This window comes from Cupriavidus sp. DF5525 (genome assembly GCF_040149425.2).
GTDB classification, from domain to species: Bacteria; Pseudomonadota; Gammaproteobacteria; order Burkholderiales; family Burkholderiaceae; genus Cupriavidus; species Cupriavidus pickettii_A.
Genome location: NZ_CP168267.1, coordinates 1 through 24,109, shown reverse-complemented (window position 1 = coordinate 24,109; position 24,109 = coordinate 1). Strand labels below are relative to the sequence as shown.

The following is a 24,109-nucleotide window of genomic DNA, read 5'->3' as shown; positions in this document are numbered from 1 at the left end:
AGGCTGGCTACTTGCCCGGCCCCTTCGAATTCGTCATGTTCGCGTAGGCGGTTGAGCAGCGCCTGCGGGCAGGCGCTCCCAACCACTTGGCGGCAGTCAGAACATCCGGATCAGCCGGACCTGGGTGAACTTTGCGTGCTTGGCATTGCGCGACCATGTCGTCGCCATGTACTGCACGGTCAATGCCACATCGACCACCGGGACCATCGTCGTGAAGAACGCCCCCAGGTTGTTGGAACGGAAACGGCTTGCGCCCAGCGGATTGTTCTCGTCGTCCTGGTACTGCTGGATCCGGATCCCATGCACGCCCACCACCCCGATCGGCGTTTTATACCCGGCAGCGAGCTCCACGCCGAACCAGTTGCCGCTGCGTACATCGTTGTCCCGGTTGCGGCTGTTCAGGCCCGCGGATACCTTGGCCGCGAAGGCCAGGTTCGATGTGGGCAGATAGGCCACCTGGATGGTAGGGCGCACCGTGTAGAAGTTGCCGTTGCCGATATCCGGGCCGGCGTCGGCGCTGTACTTCCCCGTCGGCACCACCAGCGCAGCGCTGCCCAGCACCCGCAGCTTGTCGCCCACGTAGTGCCAGCCGGCGATGAGCTCGACGTCCCCGATACCGCTGACGTCGCCGCTTTCGCTCGCGCCCTGCGCCTTGAGCGCGCCCTGGTACTGGCTGCTGAATTGCCCTTGCACGGCGCTCTGCACGTCGGCCGGAACCGCGGGATTCCAGTTGAGCACCGGTGTGGCGCCGCTTGTGCTGATGGATTGCGATTTCCTGGCGAACGGAACGTCGACGGCAAAGGCCAGCCGCCCGCCCCCAAACTGCTCGTTCGTGATATAGCCGAGCACCAGGTCCCAGCGCGTCATGGTGCCGGAGGCTGGAATCTCTACCGTGCCGCGCGAAAAGGTGGGATAAAGGGCCGAAGGCGTCGGCTTGGGCAAGTCAACGGTGCCCCCCGGAACGCTCTGGGTCAGCTGCCCGCCATCGTCCCCGGTCACCTTGCTGACACTGACATGGGTGGCGGCGAGCGCGCTGATAAAGCCGGTCTGGTTGGGCGGCGCAAACATCTCGCCGCCCAGGCTTCCAGCCATGTTGTAGCGCGGCTCGAAGCCCTCCGCACCGAGCGCCGCGCATGACCATGAAAGCATGGCACATGAAACGACGGAGCGAAGTGCGTCCGCTGTTCTCTTTGTCATCTTTGTCTCCTCCGGTATCAAAGCCGTTTTGCTTTACTTGACGACCCCGGGACCGACGCTTGCCTCGACCGGAGCCGGTGTGTTCGTCCGCGGTTATCGCGGGATGCCTCTGGTCGGGCGGCGTACCTTCGCCAGCGCATCGCTGGCGCGCGGGGGCGCACGCCAAAGCGATCAGGGCAAGCCGGTCTCAGCCGGCGGCCTGCAAAGTGCGAGGCAGGCCTTCAGGCAGCGGGCTGTCCGCGCCAAGCATCGCAAGCGATTCGAGCACGATGTCGTCGAGGGCCTCGAGCGGGCCATCGTGCAGCACGGTGCGATCGGGGCGCACGACCGCGATCCAGCCAACCGGTGCGGCCCCGGGCACGAGCTTGTCCGACATGTCCTCCCACGAAAGTCCGCCCTGCCCTTCGCGCGCCTCGAGCGCTCCGCGCCCGGCTTGTCCGCAATGGCGCAGCTGCATAATGTCGCCGCCCGCCTGCTGCCACGCGGCCAGAAGGCTGGGGCTCAGCCGCGACGCGGGATCGCAGCCGAATCCCGCCAGCACAAGCCGCGCACCGAGCGCCTCGTCGCTCGGCACGATGGGCGCGCCCGGGCCGCTGCGCACCAGCCCTTGCGGCAGCAGACCGCCGCGCACCAACTTTGCGCGCGTCTTGCCGCGCCGGAACAGGCCGCGCCCGAATCGTGCGGGGGGCTTGATCTTCAGGTCCTCGAAGAAGGCCCGGGCCCCCGGGATGCGCTGCATCAGCGCCATCGCGCCATGGACGGTGAGCGCGGTCAGCCGGTTGCTCGGCATCACTAGGCGCCCCATCAGCAGCGCGAGATTGATGATGGAGCGCGCATGCGGACGCCGCTCGGTGTCATAGGTTTCGAGAATGGCGGGTGCCGCCTTTCCTTGCAAAACCCATGCGAGCTTCCAGCACAGGTTGGCGACGTCGCGCAGGCCGGCGACGAGCCCCTGGCCGACGAAGGGTGGCGTGATATGCGCGGCGTCGCCTGCCAGGAAGACGCGGCCCTTGGAGAAGCGATCGACGATGCGCGCGTGGAACCGGTAGACCGCAGTGCGTTCGATCGTGATGTCCTCCGGCTTGCACCAGGGGGCGAGCAGTTCGCGGATTTTTTCCGGCGTTTCCATCTGTTCGCGCGACTCGCCGGGCTGCAGCATGAACTCCCAGCGTTGCCTGCCGCCCGGGGCGACCATGTGCGGTGTGGGCCGGCGCGGGTTGCACAGGAATTCGATATGGTCGATCGGATCCGGCACATTCAGCGCATCGACGATCAGCCAGTCCTGCGTGAAGGTCTTGCCTTCGAAGCCAAGGCCGGCGTGGCGCCGCACGAAGGAGTTAGCGCCGTCTGCGCCAACGATGTAGCGCGCGCGCACGGTGGCCGTGTCACCGTCGGGAAGGCGCACCGTGGCCCGTACCGCCTCGCCGTCGTCCTCGAAACCGGCAAGTTCGGCGCCGAGCGCGATATCCACGCAGGAATAGCGGCTCAAGCGGGCGCGCAACGCTTGCTCGAGTTCGGGCTGGTAGAACGTGACCAGGCGCGGGTGGCCGTCGAGAGTGCCCGCGGTGTTGGCGCGTGCGTACTTGCCGAACAGCGGCGAATGCATCTGCACCTTGGCAATGGCGATCGTCTCGAACGCGCCTTCCTCGAGCCCCGCCATCTGCAGGATGCGCAGCGCTTCATTATCGAGCGCGATGGCACGGGGCGCGGTGAAAATATCCGAGGCCTTGTCGATGGTCAGGGTATGGACGCCGTAGCGTCCCAGCAGGTTGGCCGCGGTGGCGCCGACCGGGCCCAGGCCCACCAGCAGGACGTCGACCTGCTCGGGCAATGTGGTATTCATGAGCGGTTTCTCTACGGGATGGGACTCGGCGCGTTCACACCGGGCAGTTGAAGTCGAGAGGGAACGGAAACCGTCCGAGCAGATCCTGCACGCGCGCCACGTCCGCGGCGGGGCATTGGATGAAGGCGACGGTGCCGCGCCGGATATCCGGCCCCACGCGCACGCTGGCGGCCGTGCCGGCCTGCGCCAGAATCTCTCGGAACACATGCTCGGCAGCGCGCATGCGTAGCTCCGCCCGGGCCACCTTGCCGACGGAGGTCAGCGGCATCTCCTGCAGGATGTCGATGCGCACTGGCACTGCAGCGCGTTCCGGCACGAGGCTGCGCGCTGCCGCCAGCAGTTCGTCGGCAGCCGGGCTAAAGCCTGGCTTGAGCGTGACGTAGGCGACTGGCAGTTCCCCGGTGTGCGCATCCGGCTGGCCGACCGCGGCCGCCATCGCCACGGCCGGATGCTGCAGCAGTGCGTCCTCGATCATCGCCGGATCGATGTTGTGGCCGCCGCGGATGATCAGCTCCTTGGCGCGGCCGGTCAGATGCAGATAGCCGTCGGCATCGAGATGGCCGAGGTCGCCGGTATTGAGCCATCCCGGATTGAGCCAGATGCCTCGATTATCTTGCTCGCGCAGATAGCCGGGAAACACGTTCGGACCTTTGATGCCGATGACTCCGGTTTCGCCCGGCGCGCACGGCTCGCTGGCGTGGCCGCAGCCGTCGACCTTCCAGACGCCGATTGCCTGGTGCGGCAGGCGCAGGCCGACCGTGCCGAGGCGACGTTCGCCCTGCGGCGGATTGAGGGCCGAGACGCACGCGCCTTCGGTCAGACCGTAGCCCTCGTACAGCGGAATGCCGGCGGCGGCTTCAAAGCGCCGCGCGACCTCGGCCGGCAACGGCGCGGCGCCGCAAAAGGCGAAGCGCAACGAGGCAATGTCGGCGCCTTCCCGCGGCAGATCGGCCAGCGCGGCGTAGATCGTCGGCACGCCGCTGAAGCTGGTGGCGCGGAACCGTTCGACCAGCTTCCAGAAGTTCGGCATTACGCCCTGGCCCCGATAGCCGGCGGGCGTCAGCATCACGACCTCCCAGCCGCTATGGAACGCAGCAAGGCCGGTGATCATCGTGCCGTTCACGTGGAACAGCGGCAGGCCGCATAGGATCGTATTTGGCGACGGGATCAGCGCCTTAAGCATCGACGCGACGAAGGCTTCATTGAGATGCGTGTGCGTCGCGACCTTGGGCAGGCCGGTCGTGCCGCCGGTATGGAAATGCGAGCAGAGGTCAGTCGCCAGGATGCGGCGCCTCGAAACCAGCGTGTCCGACGGCTCGGCCGCCAGCGCCTGGTCGAAGCCGACGATCTTCACGTCAGCGCGGCACGGCCTGGACGCCGTGTCGAAGGCCGCGTCAACCCGCGCAAGATCCGCGGCAGGAAGGTACGGCGCAGCGCTGACGACGAACAGGGTCCGCACCGAAGGGCAGCGGTCGGCCACGGCGACGGCTTTGTCCCACAGCGCGCTGTCAGAGACCGGGGCGCAGGCGACCAGCGCTTGCGCCCCTGTCTCATTGACGATGGCGGCGATATGGTCGACCTCCAGCATCGGGTTGATGGGACTGGCGATGCCGGCAGCCTGCGCGCCCAGCAAGGCGTAATGGGTCTGGGGCAGATTGGGCAGCAGCAACGCCACCGCCGTGCCAGTTGAAATGCCGGCGCGGTGGAAGGCGTTGGCCGCTTGCGTCACGCGCGCCTTGAGGGTTGCGTAATCGACGACAAATTCTGGCGCGTCTGGCTCCCCTGTCATGACGAAGCGCAACGCGGTCTTGTCCGGATGACTGTCGCAGGCACGGCACAGCAGTTCATAAGTGTTCTGCGCGGGCAGCTTTTCCTGCCAGGGCGTGCGTTCGAATTCGTCGATATCGGCCTGGGTCTGGATGCCGCCGGTACGCGGCCCGCGGTCGTTTGTGGTATCGGGCATGCTTGTCTCCTTGTTGTGGCCCTGTTTTTTTCTAGATTTGCCCTGGCAGCAAGACGGCCCGCCGGGGTTGGCCTTGGCCGACGTGCAGGAACGCCTGCCCGGCCTGGCTGAGCGTAAAAGTCTTAACCTCGGGGGGCGCCAGCGCCGCCGCGCAATCGGCCAGTGCCTGCAAGGCCGAAGGGTTCGGGCGGAAGGTCGTCCACCCATAGCGCGCGCCCTTCGGTATCAGGCCGCGTTTGCCACGCTTGCCGACCAGCGTGGCCACCCCGCCTCTGAGCAGTCCCAGCCGGTCGAAGTTGCCGAGCAGCGGATGGACCGTGGTCGCGTGACCGGCCGCGTCGGGCGCCAGCCGGTACAGCAGGTCCGCTTCATCGTCCCAGTTGGCGAAATTCAGGGTCGCAGCGAAATGCCGCGGCAGGCTCGCCAGCGACTGGCGGTGGCGATCGACGAGTTCGTCGGCGCCAGCTGCCAGGCAGGCAACGAGCCCTTTACCTCCGCCGACGGCGGTAACACTCGCTCCCAGCCTGTGCAGCAACCAGACCGCGATCTGGCCCAGGCCACCGGTGGCACCGTGCACGAGCACGGGACGCCCGTTCACGGTCTCGCGGCAGATCCCGGCGTCGGCGAACGCGCGCGTCACGGTCAGGAAGTTGTACGGTAGCGTCGCCAGGGCGGCGGCCGGGATGGACGACGGCCTCAGGCGAGCGTGTTCGGCGCGCATGGCGACATGGGTGGCATGCGTGCCCGCACTCGACGGCGGCTTGGCGCCGAACACGGCATCGCCTTCGCGCAGCCCGGTCACACCCTGGCCCACCGCGCAAACCGTCCCGACAAAATCGTTACCGAGCACGAGCGGCATGCGCGCCGCGCCCATGAGCGAGAAGATTCTGCTGCCATAGCCGCCGCGGCGGCGCACATCGATGGGATTGACCGCTGCGGCCTCCACTTGCACCACGATCTCCCCCTGGCGCGGCTGCGGGCGGGGCGCCGGGCGCAGCCGCAACGCGAACGCAGCGCCAAAGCCGTCGATGGCGGCGACATAGCTGGGGCTCATGACGCCACCACCCGATTGCGCTGCTCGCCCAGGTCGATGGCGCCGTCGTCGGTGCGGATCGCAGCGGTCATGATGTCGCCCGGCCGCAGGTAAGCCGGGTTGGACAGGCCCTTCTTGATGAAGACGCGCCACTTCGCGCTCTCGGACAGCACATGCCGGAACACCCACATGGCGAGCTTGCCAGGCGCACGGGCGGCGCAGCCTGCCGGTGTGCCGGTGGCGATCAGATCGCCAGGTTGCACGTCGTGCAGGGCGGACAGCTCGGTAAGCGTCTGGTGCGGCTTGAAAATCATGTCCCCGCAATAGGCGTCCTGGCGGGGCTGCCCGTTGACATGCAGCTGCATACGGAACTCGGGCCAGCGCCGCCATTCCTCGGCGTTCAACAGCACCAGGAAGGGCCCGACCGGGCCGAAGCTGCGGTAGCTCTTGCCCTTGTAAAACTGCGCCTGCGGCAACTGGACGTCGCGCGCCGAAATGTCGTTGACGATGGTCACGCCAGCGAGGAACTCGTGCAGCTGGTCCGGCCCGACCTGGACCGCGCCGCTCAGCGGCTTGCGCACCACCAGACCGAGCTCGATTTCATAGTCGAGCAGGCGCACATGCGCCGGCCGCACCACGTCGGCGTCGGCGGGCGCAAGGCAGGACGGGGCCTTGGTGAACAGGGTGTTGAAACCGATCTTGTCGGGGTCCATGCCGGACTCACGCACATGGCTGGCGTAGTTGATGCCCTGGCACAGGAACTGGCGGTCAGACGTGACCGGCGGCAGCAGCGTGACCGCGTCGAGCGGCAGCGTGGCCTGGTCGGGGGTGCTGCGCCACGCGGCTTCGAGACCGTTCGCGACGAAGTCGGCGGTGCTGGTGGAGCCGCAAGACAGCGGCGCAATGCGGCGGTCGTGGACCACACCCCAGCCGGGCTCCCCGCCGTGGATATATCGGACAACTTTGACGGACATTTGCTTTCCTTGACGTGAGGGGGGGGTGGTACGGGAGCGGGAGCGGTAGCGCAGGCTCAGAGCCAGGGCCGCGCCTGGGTCATCGCGCGCCCAAGCAGCTTCAGCCGCGCGGCCGAGAGCCGGCCGGCGCGCAACAGTCGCGCAACGCGGAACACTGTGGCGAGATTGCGCTTGACACCCATGCTGGCGGGGACGTCGTCGCCCCATGCCCAGATGCCGGACATTTCCAACGGCACGTAGTGGGTTTCCCGGTCGGCGGTGAAGACATCGCCGTCGGCGTAGTGCTCGAATTCCATGCCGTCCGGATCGAACCAGTAATCGAACAGCTGGCTGCCGAGCACATGGCGCCCAATCCCCCACATATGGCGGTGGCCATTCGCGCGCAGCACGTTGTGGCCCTGGCCGAGCGCGTCGAGGTCAAGCACTTCGTATGCACTGTGCTCGTATTTCTCCTCGATGCCGCCGGCGACCACGAAGGTGTGATGGTCCGCAGGCGTGCTGCCGAGGTCCAGGCGGAAGAAGCAGAGATTGGGTGACCCGTCCTCCAGATACTGGACATCGGTCGGGATCAGGCCGAGATGACGCATATACCAGCGCGCCATGCCGGGAAAGTCGACTGTCTGGAGCACAACGTGGCCGAGCTTGACCACGGCTGCGGGCTCCAGCGGCGGCCGGACCGTAGCATTCACCCGCCGAAGCTGCCCCGGGTCGTTGGTGAGCGAATGCAGCGGGTCCCGCAATGGCAGCGGGTCGAACGGCTGCTGGCCGGTCACCAGCCACAGCAAGTTCCCGGCGGGATCGGTCAGTTCGACGCCGGCGCCGCCGCCCGGGATCTCGTCGGCCGACAGGCGGCGGGCATTCGCGTTGGCCTCGAGGTGGAGCAGGTCTGCCTCGCTGCGCACCGAGAAGGCCGCGCCGACATAGCGCGAGCGCTGGCCTTGCGTCACGAGCATCAGGCACGGCTGGACGCCGGCGCCGCGCATCAACAGCCGGCTGCCGGTGCGCGACACGCAGCGCATGCCGAAATCCGTCAGGAAGGTCTCCGTCGCGCGCAGATCGCGCTTCTCGAACATCAGGAAGGCAAGCGCCTGGGCCTTGACCAGGGCTTCGGGCCGGTTGAGCTTCTGGACGAAGGCAGGCAGCGCGCTTTCGGGGAAAGCCGGCGGCGTGCGCAGCACGCTGCGGGGCGGGCGGGTCATGGCGTCTCCTGAATGGTCGGGCGCCGCTATAGGTGGCACCCTATGTTTTGACGACATTATCGTCATCCTGACGAGTTAGTCAATATTAAAAGACGATCTGGCGTTTGTCCGCACCCGCTTGCGACGTGTGCTTCATTCGGCGTGATTCGCGTGTGGCCCGCGTGAGATGCTTCCTGTTCCAGGCGTGGCCGACGTTCGCGAGCGCATTCAATGGAGAGCTCACTGTCGCGCAGATGCGGATCGACGGAAATGCCCTACTACTGGTCGGGCAGAGCGGTCTCGGAGGGTGATAGCGCTGAAGTGCGGCGGCCACGACCTGAGGGCGCCGCCGATCTGGACAAATCAAGATGGACGAACCGAGAAGACAACAAGCATCGTTGCGCGGGGACGCTGGCGCAAAAAAAGGCAGTGAGAAAGACGGCTACACGAAACCAGAAGCCGAAAGAAGTTCGCACTGACGTGTCGGCGCCTTCGGATGCCCCTCTGACCCGCGGCGCACGTTCGCGCCTGCGCACGCGAAACAAGCTGATTGTGGCCGCGCACTTCCTGATGGCCGAGAAGGGCTTCAAGCAATGCACGATCGAGGAGATTGCACGGCTGGCCGATGTGGGCTTCGGCAGCTTTTACAATCACTTCAAGCCGAAGGAGGATATCGCGCGAGCGGTATTTGCCCAACGCGCGACGGAGATCGGCACACTACCGACGACATCTCCCAGAGGGAGCCCGACAAGGCCGTCGCGATCAGCTACATCCAGAGAATGTTTCTGACCAAGCGGTGCACGACCCGGTTTGGGGGCGCTTCATCGTGCGGACCCAGGATTCATAACGGCAGATGAACGAAACCTTCGTGACCCAAGCCGCTGGGGATATCGAGATGCTAGCCGGTACGTACAGACGGCGGCACGGGCGGCGAGTACAGTCTTGCGCCCGACGGTTCCCAAGCGCGACTAGCGCCGGGCAGCGGTTGCCGATCACTTTCCGGTACATCGACCCGACATCGGCCTGTACCAGCGAGTCGGAGAGTCGGAGAGTCGGCGACAAAATTCTGTGTTTCCTCTCGAAGAATGGGCAGTTCTCCGAGCCGCGGAGGGCGGTCACTTTCGCATCGCACAGGACTCCCCGAGGACGAGATCCAACGGCACATTTACCTGGCGTGCGGGCACATCGACAACGCCTTCCAGTCTATCCAGCATCAATTGCGCCGCGGCTTGCGCCGCCGCTTCGATATTGAAGTGCAGCGTTGTTAGCGGTGGGTACATTAGCTCCAGTGTTTCCGGGGTGCCAATGCCTATAACTGAAAGATCGTGCGGAATATCCAGTCCTGCTTTCCTCGCCGCGTAGATGGCGCCGGAGAGCAAGCGGGTGCCTAGCCCGATTATTGCGGTGGGCGGCTGTTTGAGGCCAAGCATGACACTCATCTGCGCTCGTGAAGAATCTACGGCCGAACGTGACATGAATACCAGCGCCGGGTCATAGGGGATCCCCGCCGCCTGAAGCCCGTCTTGATATCCGAACAACTTCTCGCGCCCGGGCCGAATGTGCTCCCCGGGACCGAACAGGGCAATTCGGCGATGGCCAAGCGAAACAAGGTATTCCACTGACTGCCGTACGCCGGCACGATGGTCGAGCATGACCGCGTCCATCGGCGTTGGCGTCTCCCTGTCAAGAATGACAACGGGCAAGCCACATGCACTGAACACAAAATCCGCTGGCGACTCGCTTTCCACGCTGGGCGCAGCAATGATGCCCTCGAGCCGCCGCGTCTCGAAGAGTGTTACCAGTTCGCGATCACGGTGAGGCTGGTCCAGCGTATTTCCCACTATGACCGAATAGCCGGCCGTCTGCAGGTGACGCTCCACCTCGCTGAAATGGGCAGCCAGCAGCGGATTGCGAATGTTCGAAACCAGGTATCCGACCGTGTGGCTGCGCCCTGTGCGCAGGTGTTTCGCGGCAAAGCTCGGCGCATACCCCAGCTTGTCCACGGCAGCCAGAACCCGTGCGCGTAGCGCGGCGCTGGCGTAACCCGTCCCATTCAACACGCGTGACACGCTGCCGATTGAAACGCCCGCAGCCTCAGCCACATCCCTCACAGATACGCGTTGCGTCATGGTCTTCCCTAATGAAAACGTTCCACAGTTGGACGCCAGTTTTTCCGACTGTTAATTTACCACCACGCCGTTTTCTCTTGCATTTCTGATCTGAAAACGTTTTCCGAATTCTGCAGAAAGGCGCCCCTGGATGCGCCCGCACCGGAGACCCTGCATGCTGTACCGACTCCTGTCAGGCTTGCTTGCTGCAACAGCCATTTCGATGCTTGGCACGCCGGCGCTGGCGCAAACCTATCCGTCCCGCCCGGTCCGACTCGTCGTCCCGTTCCCGCCGGGCGGTACGGCTGACGTGTTCGGCCGCCTCCTGGCCCAGCAACTGACGCAAACGCTTGGCCTGCCTTTTGTGGTGGAGAACCGTGCAGGGGCCGGCGGCAATATCGCAGCCGGAGCCGTCGCCAATGCGTCCGCCGACGGCTACACCGTGCTGCTCGGCACGATCGGCACGCACGGCATCAATCCCAGCCTGTACAGCAACCTGCCGTATTCACCCCGCAAGGACTTCCAGCCGGTGGCATTGGTCTCTTCCGGCGCCAACGTCCTCGTTGTCCATCCCGAAGTGCCGGCCCGTACGGTCAAGGAGCTGGTTGCGCTGGCAAAAAGCCGGCCCGGCCAGTTGATGATGGGCTCGTCGGGCAATGGCAGCAGCATTCATATGTCCGGCGAACTGTTCCAGACGATGACCGGCACGCGCTTTACACACGTGCCCTACCGCGGCGCGTCCGCAGCGCTCACGGACCTGATGGGCGGCCGCGTTCAGCTGATGTTTGACAACGTGCCGTCTTCGCTTCCTCTGATTGCCAAAGGACTGGTGCGGCCTCTTGCAGTCACTTCTGCGCGTCGCTTACCCGCGTTGCCCGAGGTGCCTACCCTCGCGGAAGCCGGTGTCCCGGGCTACACCGTCAGCAACTGGAGCGGCCTCTTCGCGCCGGCAAACACACCGCCTGATGTCGTGGATCGCCTGAATGAGGCCGTGAGGAAAGCCGTGACCAGTGACACGCTGCGAAAGCGTTTTGTCGAAATGGGCGCTGACACACAGGCCATGAGCCCCACGGAGTTCGCTCGCTTCGTGGACGACGAGATGGTCAGATGGGATCGAATCGTCAAAGTGTCGGGAGCGCGGCCGGAATGAGATCCCTCGCCCCGTTTCGTGCGGCAGTCGTGTCGGCCGATTTTTCAAACCGGAGTACGTATGCAGCCGATTGACTTCCTGCTGAGAACCGCAAGCGCGTTCCCCCAGCGTATTGCCCTGGAAGCAGAAGATGTCTCAGTGACTTACGGCGAACTGGCCCGGCAAGTGTCCGCGCTAGCCACCGCCTTCCAGGACATCGATCCGGTGCCCGGCTCTCGGGTGGCCATCTGTGCCGGTAACAGCGTCCCGCACGTGGTCGCCTTGATGGCGACCCTGGCGGCAGGCAAGACCTGGGTGCCGCTCAATCCGCGCAGCGCCGGCCCGGAACTTGCCAGGATCATCGAGTTCACGACACCGTCGATTCTCGTGTTTGACGAAGCACACCGTGAGCAGGCCTGTTACGCGGTCCCTGCCGGCACGCTGCGCGTTGCTTGCGGTGCCCACTCCCGTGAACCGGACAGTGTGGAGGGCTTGATAGCGGCATGGCAAGGGCGTATGCCACGACGCCAGTCAAGGGAATTGTCCGAAATCCAGGCCATCAAGTTCACTGGTGGTACGACGGGCGCCCCCAAAGGCGTTATGCAATCCCTACGCGCCTGGAATGCCACGGTCGTATCGATCCTGACAGCAATGCAATTGCGGGAAGATGAGCGCTATCTCGCAGTGGCGTCGATCACGCACGGTACGTCGACCTTCCTTCTTCCCGTGTTTGCCTGCGGGGGCACCATTGTCCTGGCGAGTTCGACCAGGCCGAAGTCAGTACTGGACCAGCTCGAAAGCGGCCGCATCACCGCGACCTTCATGCCGCCCACGCTGATCTACGACTTGCTCGATGAACCCGGTGTTGCTGAGCGGGACTGGTCGCACCTGCGGCATCTGGTCTATGCCGCCGCGCCGATGCGAGCAGACCGCATCGCCCAGGCCATCGCGGTGTTCGGCACTCTCGAAACCTCGTTCGGACAGACCGAGGCGCCGGCGGTCATTGCGTATATGCCTGCGGCCGACCTGCGCAACCCAGTGCGCCACGGATCTGTCGGCCGCGCCACTCCTCTGGCCGAGATTGGGATCATGGCCCCGGACGGCCGCTTGCTGCCGCCGGGAGAGGCCGGAGAAATCGTCGTTCGCGGCGACCTGTTGATGAGCGGCTATTGGCGACAGCCAGAAAAGACCAGCGAGACCATCGTCGACGGCTGGCTGCATACCGGCGATGGCGGATACCTGGACTCGCAAGGATTTCTCTACCTAAAGGACCGGCTGCGAGATATGGTCATCAGCGGCGGCTTTAACGTCTACCCGACTGACGTCGAGAATGCCTTGGGCGAGCACCCGGCCGTCTGCCGGTGCGCGGTCTTCGGCGTCGACGATCCTCGCTGGGGTGAAGCCGTACACGCAGCCGTCCAACTCAGGCCTGGCACCGACGTGTCGGCCGACACGCTCAGGGCCGTGGTCAGAGCTCGCCTCGGCCCCGTCCAGACGCCTAAACAAATCCACTTTCTCGACAGTCTGCCTGTGACCGCGAACGGCAAGGTTTCAAAACAGGCCCTCCGGGGCAGCTGACGAGTCCGGACTGCAAGGCTCATTTCGTCAAGGAGACGCTCGCATCATGATTCCTGAATCTGTACTTGTCACCGGTGGCTCCGGCGGTATCGGCTGGGCCTTGTGCCAGACCCTGGCGAGACGCGGCTGCCATGTCGTGAGCGTCGACCGCGTCGTGCCGCCCCAGCCGGACATCGTGGAGTTCTACGATGCAGACATGGCCAGTGAGACTGAGCTTGCTGCAGTCCTGCGCCATGCCTGCGGCAAGCATGCGTTCGGCGGGCTCGTCAACAATGTGGCCACGCTGCGTGCCGCCAACATCGACGATACGGCGTTGGACGACTTCGACAATCAGATGCTGGTTAACGCCCGCGCCGCCCTGCAATGCGCCCAGGCGGTGTTGCCCGCCATGCGCGCGGCGCGGCAGGGCCGCATTGTCAATATCTCCAGCCGTGCGGCGCTGGGCAAGGAAATGCGCACTGCCTACGCCGCGACCAAGGGCGCCCTCAACGCGATGACCCGGACGTGGGCGCTCGAACTAGGCGCGGACGGCATTACCGTGAATGCGGTCGCACCGGGGCCGATCGCCACTGCGGCGTTCGGCGCGGCCAATCCGGCACAGCAGGCGTTGACGCAGCGTATCGTCGCCGGCGTTCCCGTGAAACGGCTGGGCACGGCCGAGGACATCGTCCACGCCGTGGAGTTCTTTCTGGATACGCGTGCGTCCTTCGTGACCGGGCAGGTCTTGCATGTCTGTGGCGGCATTACCGTGGGGTTGTCCGCATGAGTACCGCTCGCGGGAGCATCTGCACTGACATCGGCACCACCACGCCCGACCGTATTGCGGTGCGTGGACGCGATCTCGCGCGCGACGTTATCGGCAAGCTCGATTTTGTGCAGATGCTGTGCCTGGTCGCGCTCGGCAGGCTGCCGGACAAGGCTGAGGCGCGCATGATCGACACGCTACTCGTCACAGCGGTGGACCATGGGCTGACACCCAGTGCCATCAGCACGCGCATGACCTGGCTTGGCGCTCCCGAGTCACTGCAGGGCGCCGTCGCCGCTGGCCTGCTTGGCGCAGGGGAACGCTTTCTCGGCACGGTGCAGAACACCGCCGAACTCCTCTTGCGAGAAGCTGCTGATCTGGACCCGGACGCACAAGGGCCCGTATTGCACGAGACCGCACGCCGGGTCGTGGCGACTGCGCGACGGGCCGGGCGCGCCCTACCCGGCCTGGGCCATCCGATCCACGCCGACGGCGATCCGCGCGTTCCGGCGTTGTTCGATACCGCCAGCGCCAGCGGATTCTTCGGCCGGCACTGCCGTTTGGCCCTCGCACTCGCAGACGCGTCAGGCGAGCCGGGCGCTGATGGGAATAGAAAGCAGAAGCTCCCGCTCAACGCCGCCGGTGCCATCGGCGCCATCCTGGCCGACATGGGGCTTGATCCCCTGTTTGGCCGCGGCCTCGCACTGATTGGACGCTGCGCCGGCCTGGTCGCCCACGTTCTGGAGGAGCGCGAGCATCCCACCGCTGCGCTCATGTGGGACCTGGTACTCCGTCAGGACAAGCGCAACGTGCTGTCCTGATACACAGAAGTTTTCCGCTCCATCCACCACCCACGAGCCGCGCCAACGCGGCCAGAGGAGACTCCATGGCTCGCATGCCATATTTCGACGTCAACGAAGTCACCGGCCCGCTCGGCGAGCTGGTGCGCGGCCGTCCGCCGCTCAACCTGTACCGCATTCTCCCCAACGCGCCCGAGACCGCTATCGGCTTCCTGGCGCTGGGGCGCGCCATTCTCGCGAAATCGGCGCTCCCGGCAACACTGCGCGAGCTGGCCATCCTCAGGGTTGGCGCACTGTGCAAGGCCACCTACGAGATCCATCAGCATCGCCGGGTGGCGCGCGCCGCCGGTGTGCCCCAGGCAAAGATCGAAGCTGTCCTCGGGCCGGGCTCAACCGAGGCCCTCGACTCACGCGAGGCACTGGTGGTCGCATTCACCGATGCCGTGGTGCGGGACGTCAAGGCCCCCGAGGAGCTGTATGCGCGCGTTGCGAAGGCACTCGGAGATCAGCAGACCATGGAACTGCTGGTGACCATCGGCTACTACATGCTGGTGTCACGCCTGCTGGAAAACCTGGAAGTCGATATTGAGAGCCCGCCGCTTGAACACCTGGAGATTCCCCGTGACTAATGCGCTGCAAATGCGTCCTGAACAACAACTCTTTGCGCCTGCACTGGGCACTGCCCGGCGCGAGGGGCGCCTTGCCGGCCGGCGTATCCTGGTGGTTGGCGCTGGCCAGCGCCAGACCGTGGATCCGCTCCCTTCCGTCGGAAACGGACGCGCCATGTCGGTGCTGTTTGCGCGCGAGGGCGCAGCGGTGACTTGCGCCGACATCGATCCCGGTGCCGCCCAAGGCACGGTTGACTGGATCGCTCGCGAAGGCGGGCGGGGCTTCGTCGTGCAAGTTGACGTTTCGGACCCTGCCCAGATTTCGCGGATGGTGCGCGAAGCAGTAGCCGCCATGGACGGCCTGGACGGGGTCGTCGTCAATGTCGGCATCGGCAACCAGAACCGCTTTGGCAACGAGAATCCTGCCGACTGGGATCGTGTGCAAGACCTGAACCTGCGGGCGCCAATGTTCTGCGCACAGGAGGCGGCGGCCGTCATGCCACCCGGCAGCGCAGTCGTCTTCGTCGCCTCCACTGCGGCAATTTCGCCTCTGAGCGGCCTGCCGGCCTATGAATCGTCCAAAGCCGGTCTGATGGCCCTCGGTCGCGCCGTCGCCTTTGCCGGACAAAGCACAGGACTGCGCGCCAACGTGCTCGCGCCAGGCCTGATCGACACGCCGATGGGACGCGACGCCTCCCGCGCCCGCCCGTCGCGCGCGGCACGCCCCCTGCCCTTTGGCCGCCAAGGCACAGGCTGGGAAGTCGCCAACGCCGCTCTCTTCCTCATCAGCACCGAATCCTCTTACGTCAACGGCCAAATGCTGGTCGTGGACGGCGGACTGTCGATTGGTGCCGTGCGCACCGCAGCCTGAGCAACCCGGCGCCGATTGGGCATACCAAGGAGGAGACCCAAATGAAAATCTGGACCTTATGCGCCGGCCGCGCTCGCGTGGCCTCATGGTACCTTGCGCGGTGTGCGTGGCTGGCCATGGCCTGCATGACCGGCACGGTGCTCGCGGACACCTGGCCCGCGCGGCCAGTGCGGCTGATTCTTCCGAGTGCAGGCGGCAGCGGCCCTGACACTATCGCGCGGATCTTTGCGGAACGACTGAGCCGGTCCCTGAAGCAGCCTGTGGTCGTGGACAACCGGCCCGGCGCCAACGGCGTCATCGGGGTCGACGCCGTCGCAAAGGCCGCTCCCGATGGCTACACCCTGCTCTTTGCCAGTTCGTCATCGACCGTCATCAGCCAGGCGTTGCTGAGCAAACTGCCATTCGACGTGACACGTGACCTGGTGCCTGTAGCGCAGATCTTCTCCGGCGGCATCCACCTGGTGGTCTCCAACGACTTCCCGGCGCACGATCTCAAGGCCTTTGTGAGCCTGGTGAAGGCAAACCCCGGCAAGTACGACTACGCAACCTGGGGGCCAGGATCGACGGGACAGCTGGTCATGGAGTCCTTGAAGCGTCGGAACGGCCTCGATATCCGCCACGTTCCCTACAAGACCATCAGTCAGATCTACCAGGACATGCAGGGCGGACGGATTCAGGTCGCCTTCGTCGACGCTACCAGTTCCGTGCCACTGATCAAGGCCGGGAAGCTGCGCGGCATCGCCATCACTGGCTCTCATCGGGGCCCCGCCCTGCCAGCGTTGCAAACCATGACGGAGCAAGGCTACCCCTTCGATACAGATGCCTGGTATGGCGTCTTCGCACCCAAAGGCACCCCTCAATCCGTGGTGGCCGCGGTACACCGCGAGATCCTGGGCACGCTTTCAGCGCCTGAGTTGCGCGAGCGGTTCCTGCAACTCAACCTGGTCGACCCGCCGCTGAAGACACCGGAGCAATTCGCCCAGACGGTGCGAGCCGACCTGCTGGTATGGCAGAACATCGCACGGGCCAATGAGATCCATCTGGACTGAGCCCGATTCCGGAGTCCAATTCGACTGATTTCCGGCCACCCGAGTGGGAAAACCCCGAAAGTCAGACGACTCTCGGGGCTTTTTGCTCCTTGGGCTCCCTGACACCCAAAGCATTCAACTCAGGCGCACGTACCCCGCAAACGCACGCCCCATCGCGCTGTGAAATCACCGCACAAGGCTTCGGATTCCCTGCGCTCCGTCCCCCGCGACGGGTGGGCCCGCCTGTCACGTGACCGGAGTACTTCGGCCAGCCGTTCAGGCCGCGGCAGCCCGCAGCAGGCGCTGCCGAACCCATGTCAAGCCTAGCTCGCAAGGACGTTCACCGCATCTTCCAGTGCCTGCGCCTGCTGCTTCAGCTCCATTGCCGCTGCGGCCGACTCATCGACCAGTGCTGCGTTCATCTGCGTGATCTGCGTGATCTGCTCGACCGCCGTGCTGGCCTGCTCGATCTCGACGCTCTGCCCCCTGCTGGCATTGGCAATCGCCGAGATCGTCCGTATCAGCGCCGAGACGGATTGCTCGACACGGTCCATTTCGCTGCCGGCACTGACCGCAGCCTCAGTGCTGGCCTCCACAACTTCGAGCGAGTTCTCGATCTGCGCCTTGATCTGCTTGGCGGCCGCCGCGGACCGCTGGGCCAGCGTTCGCACCTCGCTCGCCACCACCGAGAAGCCGCGCCCGTGCTGGCCGGCGCGTGCCGCCTCCACCGCGGCGTTCAAGGCCAGCAGGTTGGTCTGCATGGCAATGTCGTCAATGACCGCGGTGATTTCGGCAATCTTGCGCGATTGTATGCTCAGCTTCTCCATCATCGTGGCCGCGCGGCGCACCCCGCCTGCGGCTGCGCAAGCTGCTTCGGCGGTACGGCGCCCTTCCTGGTGGGCCTGTTCAGCATCGCTCGCATTCTGCCATGCGGTCTCCGTGATCTGCGCAAGCGTGGCGGTCGTTTCTTCGATGGCGCTGGCCTGCTGCTCGGTCCGCCCGGACAGGTCGGCATTGCCGCTTGCCAGTCCGACGGAAGACTGCCACACGCCGGCAATCGACGTCCGCGTATCCAACAGCACGCCTACCAGGCGCGCATTCATCTGGTTCAGGAAGCGGCCAAGCAGGTGCGTCTGCGCGTCCCCGCACTCGGGAAACTGGTGCTGCAACTGCCCGGACAGCACGGCCAGCGCGCTCTGATTCAAGCCCGTCAGCGGCCTGAATATGTTCAACACGAGGTAGCAGGCGGCCGCGCTGCACATCGCCGCCGCCGCCCCAGCCAGCGTCCAGGTGACGGCAGAGGGAGCCGACCAGAACGTCGCACCTGCCGCCGCCATCAGGATCAGCAGGATCTGCGCGAACTGGACCGCGAGCAGACGCGCCACCACAGGCAGCCGCAGCATGCGTTGGTTGACACCCGCGGCGCCCTTGCGAAAAGCCTCGCCACCAGACAAACGCCAGCGGGAGCGCGGCCCGCGCTGCAGATCGGCGTAAAGACGGGTTGCAGCGACAATCCGCGCCCGGGCGGGCTTGGTCCGCACCGACAGGTAGCCCGAGGGCTTGCCGTCCTGGAGGACCGGCGTGACATTGGCCAGCACCCAGTAGAAGCCGCCGTCCTTGCGGCGGTTCTTCACCACGCCGGTCCACGGCGTACCGGCGCGGATGGTTGCCCACATATCGGCAAACGCGGCCGCTGGCATGTCGGGATGGCGGATGATGTTCTGCGCCTGGCCGATGACCTCGGCACGGTCGTACCCGCTGCTGCGGAAGAACGCCTGGTTGGCATATTCGATATTGCCCTGCACATCGGTCCTGGTGATGATGACCTCGCCCGCTGGCAGTTCGTACTCTTTGTCTGTGACCGGCAGATTCACTCTCATATGGCTGGTTGTCTGTCTTGATGCAACCTCGCTCCGACTTTGCTTGGAAAGTCGCCCCTGATTTCCCACCCCACTCCCCGATCGCCAGATCGCAGGACCGCGCGGTAGTATTCCCGATGGGTCACACCACGAGGAGATGGTTCACGACGAACATCGCTGCCGCTTGACCGGGCGCAATTGCAATGCATCCTTACCCCTTCGGACGGATTGCATTCAGGCATCTGGCCGTTCAGCCCCGAACACGCCACGCTGCCTACGACGGTACTCCGGTAAGGGTCGCCCGAACTTCGGCGGCGGCGATCACGGGCGTCCCGCCATTGCGACAAGCCGAGCAAGTCCAGCGTAGTCCGCCAGGCGCGCAGTCCGTCTAAGACGCAGTCCGCCCAAGATCTTGGTTCCATCGTCAATGCGCTCCTGACCGCGCTACGGTGGCTAGAACATACGGTGCTCAGTGACAGGATGACCGCCAGGGCTCACCGACCCTTCGGCGCCTTGTTACCGTCCTTTTGCATTTTGACCGCTAATTCTCCCAAGGTCCGGACGGCGCTGGTAAAACGCTCATCAATCTCCTGGCAACAGGACAATCGGAGATAGTGACGATAGCGTGGGCCCTTGGCGTAAACTTGGCCTGGCATCATTACTATGCCCTTTTCCAAAGCCGCGTGGAACAGTTTCAAGCTGTCCACCTGAGGTGGCAGCTCAACCCAAAGAACGAACCCTCCTGCCGGCTGAGTCGCGCGCGTGCCCCCAGGGAAAAATTGTGCGACTAATCCGCGTACCGTGGCGACCTGAGCGAAGTACAACCGTCTCAAACTGCTGAGGTGACGTTCATAACCTCCGCTTTTGAGAAACTGCCCAACGGTCTCGCTCAGTAGCATGGATTCGGACGCACTGGAGGCAAACTTAAGCCGTTGTACGGCCTGACTGAAGCGCCCGCCGGCGATCCAGCCCAAGCGGTAGTCGGGAGCCAATGTTTTTGAGAATCCTCCGCAGGCCAGCACCCATCCTCCGTGATCGAAGGCTTTTACGGTGGGCGCCAAGGGCTCAAGAAACTGAAGCTCTGCGTACACCATATCCTCAATCAATGGGGTCTTGTATTGATTGAGCAGCTTGGCAAGTCGCTGCTTCGCGTCGACTGGCATTGAGCATCCGAGCGGATTGTGGACGCTCGGCATGGCAACGAGGGCTGCAACTCGCTTCTCGGCAAGGACGCTCTCCACGGAGTCAACATCCAAGCCGTGCTGCGGATGCGTCGGAATCTCGATGGCCTTGAGCCCGAGTGCGGATAAGAGGGGGTAAAGATTGAAGTAGGAGGGGGCCTCGATTCCGACGAAGTCGCCCGGACGAGTCACCGCTCGAAGCGCCAGATGAAGTGCTTCCATGGCGCCATGCGTGAGCACGATGCAATCGGCCGTAAGGTCCATCCCCAATCTCTGGCTGCGCCTGGCAATCTGGTCGCGCAAGAGCTCCGAACCCGGTGGCATTGCGTAAGAGGCGACAACGTTGCCTTGGCGGCGCAGAACCGAACTGGTCATTCGGGCCAAGCGTTCGCCGGGGTAGAACTTTTTCCCGCGAGGAGCGGCGAATGCCAGATCGATATGGCCTGGCCGCTGCTGCGCCTCCAGAACTGCAGTCATTAAATCTTCCTGAGCTGCCCCCACCACGTCCTTAGCAATGCGCCGGAAAGCGAACTCTGGTTCTGCCAGCTCACTGCACACATAGAAGCCGGATTGAGGGCGAGCCACGATCAGGCCCCGATCTTCCAGCAGCCGATAGGCGGCGGTGACGGTGTTGAGACTGAGTTTGCGCTGTATCGCGCATTCGCGAAGGGAAGGCAGGTTGGACCCTGCGGGAAGACGTCCTGACGAGATAGCCGCGGTCAAATCATCAGCCAAGATCTGATACAGGCTACCTGCCGATGGGGTCGTTCGCACAGGGTTTCCTCTCGATGTCAACTGTAACCATAAATTTTGGATTGTACTGCCTCTGTACCCATGACTGGTCCACTCCTATTATCCCTGCAGCTGGTGGCAAGCAGTCGCGTGAAGGCCTGCCGGGCGGTTCCACCGGCCGTCCCCTCGCCAGTCAACCGCGATGCAGCGCATCGCGAATACACCCTCAGGAAGCAGATAGATGTCCGGCGTCCCATTCAAGCAAGTTGATGTTTTCACCAACGTTCCCTATCGCGGAAACCCAGTAGCCGTGATCCTTGACGCAGAAGGACTCACAGGCGAGGAGATGCAGCGCATTGCGAACTGGACCAATCTCTCCGAAACGACCTTCGTGCTACCGCCTACGCAGCCGGGTGCGGACTACCGCGTGCGCATCTTTACGCCTCAATCGGAATTGCCGTTCGCGGGGCACCCCACCCTTGGAACGGCGCACGCACTCCTGGAGGCGGGGCGGATTGCGCCGCAAAATGGCAAGCTCAAGCAGGAGTGCGATGCCGGACTGATCGAGCTGACCGTCACTCCGTCGGCCGACTCAAGCCCGGTGATTGCTTTCAACCTGCCAACACCCAGCTTCGTTCCCCTGACCAATGCACAGATTGACGAGCTGGCGGCCATTCTTGGTGCCCCGGTGCAGCGTGAGCACACGCCGAAGCTCATCAATGTCGGCCCCGTCTGGACGATCGTCCAGATGGAAAGTGCAGAGGCCGTCCTGGCGCTTCGCCCCGACTTTGTGCGTATGGCGGAGTTTGACAAACGCAACAAGTCCATCGGCATCGTGGTGTATGGCACCTATGAGAAGGGTGCACCTGCGGCGATCGAGGTGCGCGCCTTCGCGCCCAGTCTCGGCGTGAATGAAGACCCCGTTTGCGGCAGCGGAAACGGCTCGGTGGCAGCGTTCATTCGCGAGGCTGGCCAGGTCCAGACCTTCGGTTCCAGCTATGTCAGCACGCAAGGTTCGGTCGTTGGGCGCGCAGGAAAGATCTTTGTGGCCTTTAACGGCGACGACGTCATTCGCGTTGGAGGTCAATCGGTCACGTGTGTCGACGGAACCATCGCTGTGTGATCAGGCCGCTGGCCGTTCCCCTATTCTGCTGAAAAGCTAACTTGAAGAAACTCCATCATGACCGCGCAACAGTTCGTTCGTATTTCCGCGGCGCTGGCCCTGGCGTTTGGTGCGTCCACCTCCATCGCGCAGAACGTCTACCTGAACAGCGGAAAGGTTCTGAAGGGGGAATTCCCGTTCTCTGAGGCCGTGAAGGTGGGCGGGACGCTGTACCTCTCCGGCCAGATCGGCCTGATTCCCGGGACAACGGACGTCGCTCCCGGCGGCATCAAAGCCGAGGCCAAGCAGACCATGGAGAACGTGAAGACCAGCCTGGAAGCCAACGGGTATGCACTCGGCCACATCGTGAAGTGCACGGCAATGCTCGCGGATATGAGCGAGTGGTCGACATTCAACGAGGTGTACCGGACCTATTTCACTCCCGGGAAGTATCCCGCGCGCAGCGTCTTCGGCGCATCGGGGCTGGCTTTCAATGCGCGCGTGGAACTCGAATGCATCGCAGCTAAGTGAGGCGGCACGTTCCTCGAGAGAGGGCCGGTGCCGGCAACAGCTTGACCATTGCTGCCGACGCCCTGGTGGCCAGCGGAATTGTTTGTGTACGGCGCCGGACCCTGAACCGACTCGCTCCCTTAAGGCTAGGGTGGCGCACCACTAACGAACTGCTTCATCTATGACATCCGCGCGTTATTCCCGACTGCTGATCGTCCAGGTCGGTACCCCACCCAAAGAAATTCGTGAGCCTCTGGGCGACTTGCCAGCATGGTTTTGCCGTGCATTGGAGCGACCGATTGATGAGGTAGAGGTGGTACGCGTTTTCGATGGCGACGTGCTTCCAGAACCGAATCCCGGCAGCGCCGCAATCATCACGGGATCATGGGCGATGGTAACGGACCGACTTCCGTGGAGCGAGACGACAGCGGAATGGATCCGGGATGCGGTAGCAGTCGGGATGTCGATTTTTGGCGTTTGCTATGGGCATCAACTGATGGCACATGCGCTGGGTGGTCGCGTGGATTTTCATCCGGATGGACGCGAAATGGGGTGCCATCGCATTCACAAGACATCCGCGGCGGGAAATGATCCCTTGCTCAGTAAATGGCCGGAATCCTTCACTGCTCACCTTACTCACGAGCAAACCATCATCGAACTGCCTCGCGGTGCGGAGGCGTTGGCCTTTTCGGCACATGACCCTCACCAGATCGTCAGGTACGGTCCGAACGCTCTATCGACCCAATTTCATCCGGAGTTCACCCGTACGATTGCCGCAGCGTGCATCCGGCGTAGGGCAGATATCTTACAGCGCGAAGGAAGGGATCCTGATGCGATGCTGAGTTCTTTGGAGGAAACATATGAGGCGACCACCCTGCTCAAAGCCTTCGTCGGCCAGACGGTAGCCACTCCGGCCATTTTCCCCATTCACCCATAAGACCACTCGACAAATATGCGCACTCTCGGACTAATTGGCGGCATGAGCTTTGAGGGCTCGGCCGTGTACTACCGAAAGATCAACGAAGCCGTGCGGGAGCGTCTCGGCGCGCTGCATTCGGCTGAACTCCTTCTGCATTCTGTCGATTTTCAGACCATTGTCGACATGCAGAAGACAAGCCGATGGGACGAGGCCGGCATGCGCCTCGCGGCCGTTGCACGCGGCCTGCAAGGTGCGGGTGCCGATTGTGTGCTGATTTGCGCCGTCACCATGCATCTGGTCGCCGAAGCGGTGGAGCAGGAGATCGACATTCCCTTTATTCACATTGTCGACGAGACAGCGCGCAAGCTGAAGGCGTACGGATGCCGCCGCCCTCTGCTTCTGGCAACCCGCTACACGATGGAGAGTGGTTTCTATCGTGCGCGAATGCTAACGCATGACATCGATGTCGTTGTTCCCGACACTGAAGGGCGGACGATTACCCACGACATAATCTTTAACGAACTCTGCGCGGGCAAGGTGTTAGACGATTCTCGCGAGGCTCTCATCTCCCTGATAAACAAGGCGAAGCTTGAGGGGGCAGACGCCGTCATCTTCGGCTGCACGGAGATCTGCATGATCCTCGAGACCGATAAGCTGCCGTTGCCAGGCTTCGATTCCACCGCTATTCATGTGGAAGCGGCGGTGGACTTTGCTCTGGGTGGCATTGCCGCTGGCATGGGAGTCTGACACC

21 protein-coding genes are annotated in these 24,109 nt (G+C 64.0%); 12 read left to right on the top strand and 9 right to left on the bottom strand.

Going from position 1 to position 24,109, the window contains the following annotated elements; all coding sequences use genetic code 11:
- Positions 1-96: 96 nt before the first annotated feature.
- The 6 genes from ABNX08_RS34420 to ABNX08_RS34395 form a co-directional block, all read right to left on the bottom strand.
- A complete protein-coding gene (locus ABNX08_RS34420) occupies positions 97-1,197 on the bottom strand; it encodes a transporter (RefSeq protein ID WP_349608421.1) in 1,101 nt (366 codons plus the stop codon).
- Positions 1,198-1,384: 187 nt separating this feature from the next.
- On the bottom strand, positions 1,385-3,040 hold the full coding sequence (locus ABNX08_RS34415; protein WP_349608419.1) for a bifunctional 3-(3-hydroxy-phenyl)propionate/3-hydroxycinnamic acid hydroxylase: 1,656 nt from the start codon (positions 3,038-3,040) through the stop codon (positions 1,385-1,387).
- Between the two features lie 34 nt (positions 3,041-3,074).
- Positions 3,075-5,003: an acyl-CoA synthetase gene (locus tag ABNX08_RS34410; RefSeq protein ID WP_349608417.1), complete on the bottom strand. Its 1,929-nt coding sequence runs from the start codon at positions 5,001-5,003 to the stop codon at positions 3,075-3,077.
- 31 nt (positions 5,004-5,034) lie between these two features.
- A complete protein-coding gene (locus tag ABNX08_RS34405; protein WP_349608415.1) occupies positions 5,035-6,057 on the bottom strand; it encodes an alcohol dehydrogenase catalytic domain-containing protein in 1,023 nt (340 codons plus the stop codon).
- Entirely contained in the window at positions 6,054-7,010 is a 957-nt protein-coding gene (locus tag ABNX08_RS34400; RefSeq protein WP_349608413.1) for a fumarylacetoacetate hydrolase family protein, read from the bottom strand. The genes ABNX08_RS34405 and ABNX08_RS34400 overlap by 4 nt, the downstream gene beginning before the upstream one ends.
- A 56-nt stretch (positions 7,011-7,066) precedes the next feature.
- Complete coding sequence (locus ABNX08_RS34395; RefSeq protein ID WP_349608411.1) at positions 7,067-8,209, bottom strand: VOC family protein; 1,143 nt, start codon at positions 8,207-8,209, stop codon at positions 7,067-7,069.
- Positions 8,210-8,458: 249 nt separating this feature from the next.
- On the opposite strand from ABNX08_RS34395, the gene ABNX08_RS34390 reads away from it, so the two are divergent.
- The gene (locus ABNX08_RS34390) at positions 8,459-8,977 is read left to right on the top strand and encodes a TetR/AcrR family transcriptional regulator (RefSeq protein ID WP_349608409.1); all 519 of its coding nucleotides are present in this window, start codon (positions 8,459-8,461) and stop codon (positions 8,975-8,977) included.
- A 326-nt stretch (positions 8,978-9,303) separates the two neighbouring features.
- Here ABNX08_RS34390 and ABNX08_RS34385 read toward each other — a convergent pair whose 3' ends face one another.
- Positions 9,304-10,317, bottom strand: coding sequence for a substrate-binding domain-containing protein (locus ABNX08_RS34385; protein WP_349608407.1), 1,014 nt, complete (start codon positions 10,315-10,317; stop codon positions 9,304-9,306).
- 202 nt (positions 10,318-10,519) lie between these two features.
- On the opposite strand from ABNX08_RS34385, the gene ABNX08_RS34380 reads away from it, so the two are divergent.
- The 7 genes from ABNX08_RS34380 to ABNX08_RS34350 all read left to right on the top strand — a co-directional run bounded on the left by ABNX08_RS34380 (position 10,520) and on the right by ABNX08_RS34350 (position 17,076).
- On the top strand, positions 10,520-11,446 hold the full coding sequence (locus tag ABNX08_RS34380; protein ID WP_374063777.1) for a Bug family tripartite tricarboxylate transporter substrate binding protein: 927 nt from the start codon (positions 10,520-10,522) through the stop codon (positions 11,444-11,446).
- A 60-nt stretch (positions 11,447-11,506) separates the two neighbouring features.
- Positions 11,507-13,003, top strand: a complete 1,497-nt coding sequence (locus ABNX08_RS34375) for an AMP-binding protein (protein ID WP_349608403.1) — start codon at positions 11,507-11,509, stop codon at positions 13,001-13,003.
- A gap of 46 nt (positions 13,004-13,049) precedes the next feature.
- On the top strand, positions 13,050-13,769 hold the full coding sequence (locus ABNX08_RS34370) for an SDR family oxidoreductase (RefSeq protein ID WP_349608401.1): 720 nt from the start codon (positions 13,050-13,052) through the stop codon (positions 13,767-13,769).
- The gene (locus ABNX08_RS34365) at positions 13,766-14,569 is read left to right on the top strand and encodes a citryl-CoA lyase (RefSeq protein ID WP_349608399.1); all 804 of its coding nucleotides are present in this window, start codon (positions 13,766-13,768) and stop codon (positions 14,567-14,569) included. The genes ABNX08_RS34370 and ABNX08_RS34365 overlap by 4 nt, the downstream gene beginning before the upstream one ends.
- Positions 14,570-14,634: 65 nt before the next feature.
- Positions 14,635-15,177: a carboxymuconolactone decarboxylase family protein gene (locus ABNX08_RS34360; protein ID WP_349608397.1), complete on the top strand. Its 543-nt coding sequence runs from the start codon at positions 14,635-14,637 to the stop codon at positions 15,175-15,177.
- A 10-nt stretch (positions 15,178-15,187) separates the two neighbouring features.
- On the top strand, positions 15,188-16,027 hold the full coding sequence (locus ABNX08_RS34355) for an SDR family oxidoreductase (RefSeq protein ID WP_349608543.1): 840 nt from the start codon (positions 15,188-15,190) through the stop codon (positions 16,025-16,027).
- Positions 16,028-16,152: 125 nt separating this feature from the next.
- Entirely contained in the window at positions 16,153-17,076 is a 924-nt protein-coding gene (locus ABNX08_RS34350; RefSeq protein WP_349608395.1) for a tripartite tricarboxylate transporter substrate binding protein, read from the top strand.
- A gap of 302 nt (positions 17,077-17,378) precedes the next feature.
- On the opposite strand, the gene ABNX08_RS34345 is transcribed toward ABNX08_RS34350, so the two are convergent.
- Positions 17,379-18,935 carry a methyl-accepting chemotaxis protein gene (locus ABNX08_RS34345; RefSeq protein WP_349608393.1) on the bottom strand — a complete coding sequence of 519 codons (1,557 nt, stop codon included), beginning with the start codon at positions 18,933-18,935 and terminating at the stop codon, positions 17,379-17,381.
- A gap of 473 nt (positions 18,936-19,408) precedes the next feature.
- Entirely contained in the window at positions 19,409-20,869 is a 1,461-nt protein-coding gene (locus tag ABNX08_RS34340) for a PLP-dependent aminotransferase family protein (RefSeq protein ID WP_349608391.1), read from the bottom strand.
- A 199-nt stretch (positions 20,870-21,068) separates the two neighbouring features.
- On the opposite strand from ABNX08_RS34340, the gene ABNX08_RS34335 reads away from it, so the two are divergent.
- From ABNX08_RS34335 to ABNX08_RS34320, 4 genes are all read left to right on the top strand, one after another.
- The gene (locus ABNX08_RS34335) at positions 21,069-21,950 is read left to right on the top strand and encodes a PhzF family phenazine biosynthesis protein (protein ID WP_349608389.1); all 882 of its coding nucleotides are present in this window, start codon (positions 21,069-21,071) and stop codon (positions 21,948-21,950) included.
- A 57-nt stretch (positions 21,951-22,007) separates the two neighbouring features.
- On the top strand, positions 22,008-22,460 hold the full coding sequence (locus ABNX08_RS34330; RefSeq protein ID WP_349608387.1) for a RidA family protein: 453 nt from the start codon (positions 22,008-22,010) through the stop codon (positions 22,458-22,460).
- Between the two features lie 160 nt (positions 22,461-22,620).
- Complete coding sequence (locus ABNX08_RS34325; protein WP_349608385.1) at positions 22,621-23,376, top strand: glutamine amidotransferase; 756 nt, start codon at positions 22,621-22,623, stop codon at positions 23,374-23,376.
- Positions 23,377-23,391: 15 nt separating this feature from the next.
- Positions 23,392-24,105: an aspartate/glutamate racemase family protein gene (locus ABNX08_RS34320; protein ID WP_022539906.1), complete on the top strand. Its 714-nt coding sequence runs from the start codon at positions 23,392-23,394 to the stop codon at positions 24,103-24,105.
- The last annotated feature ends 4 nt before the right edge of the window (positions 24,106-24,109 follow it).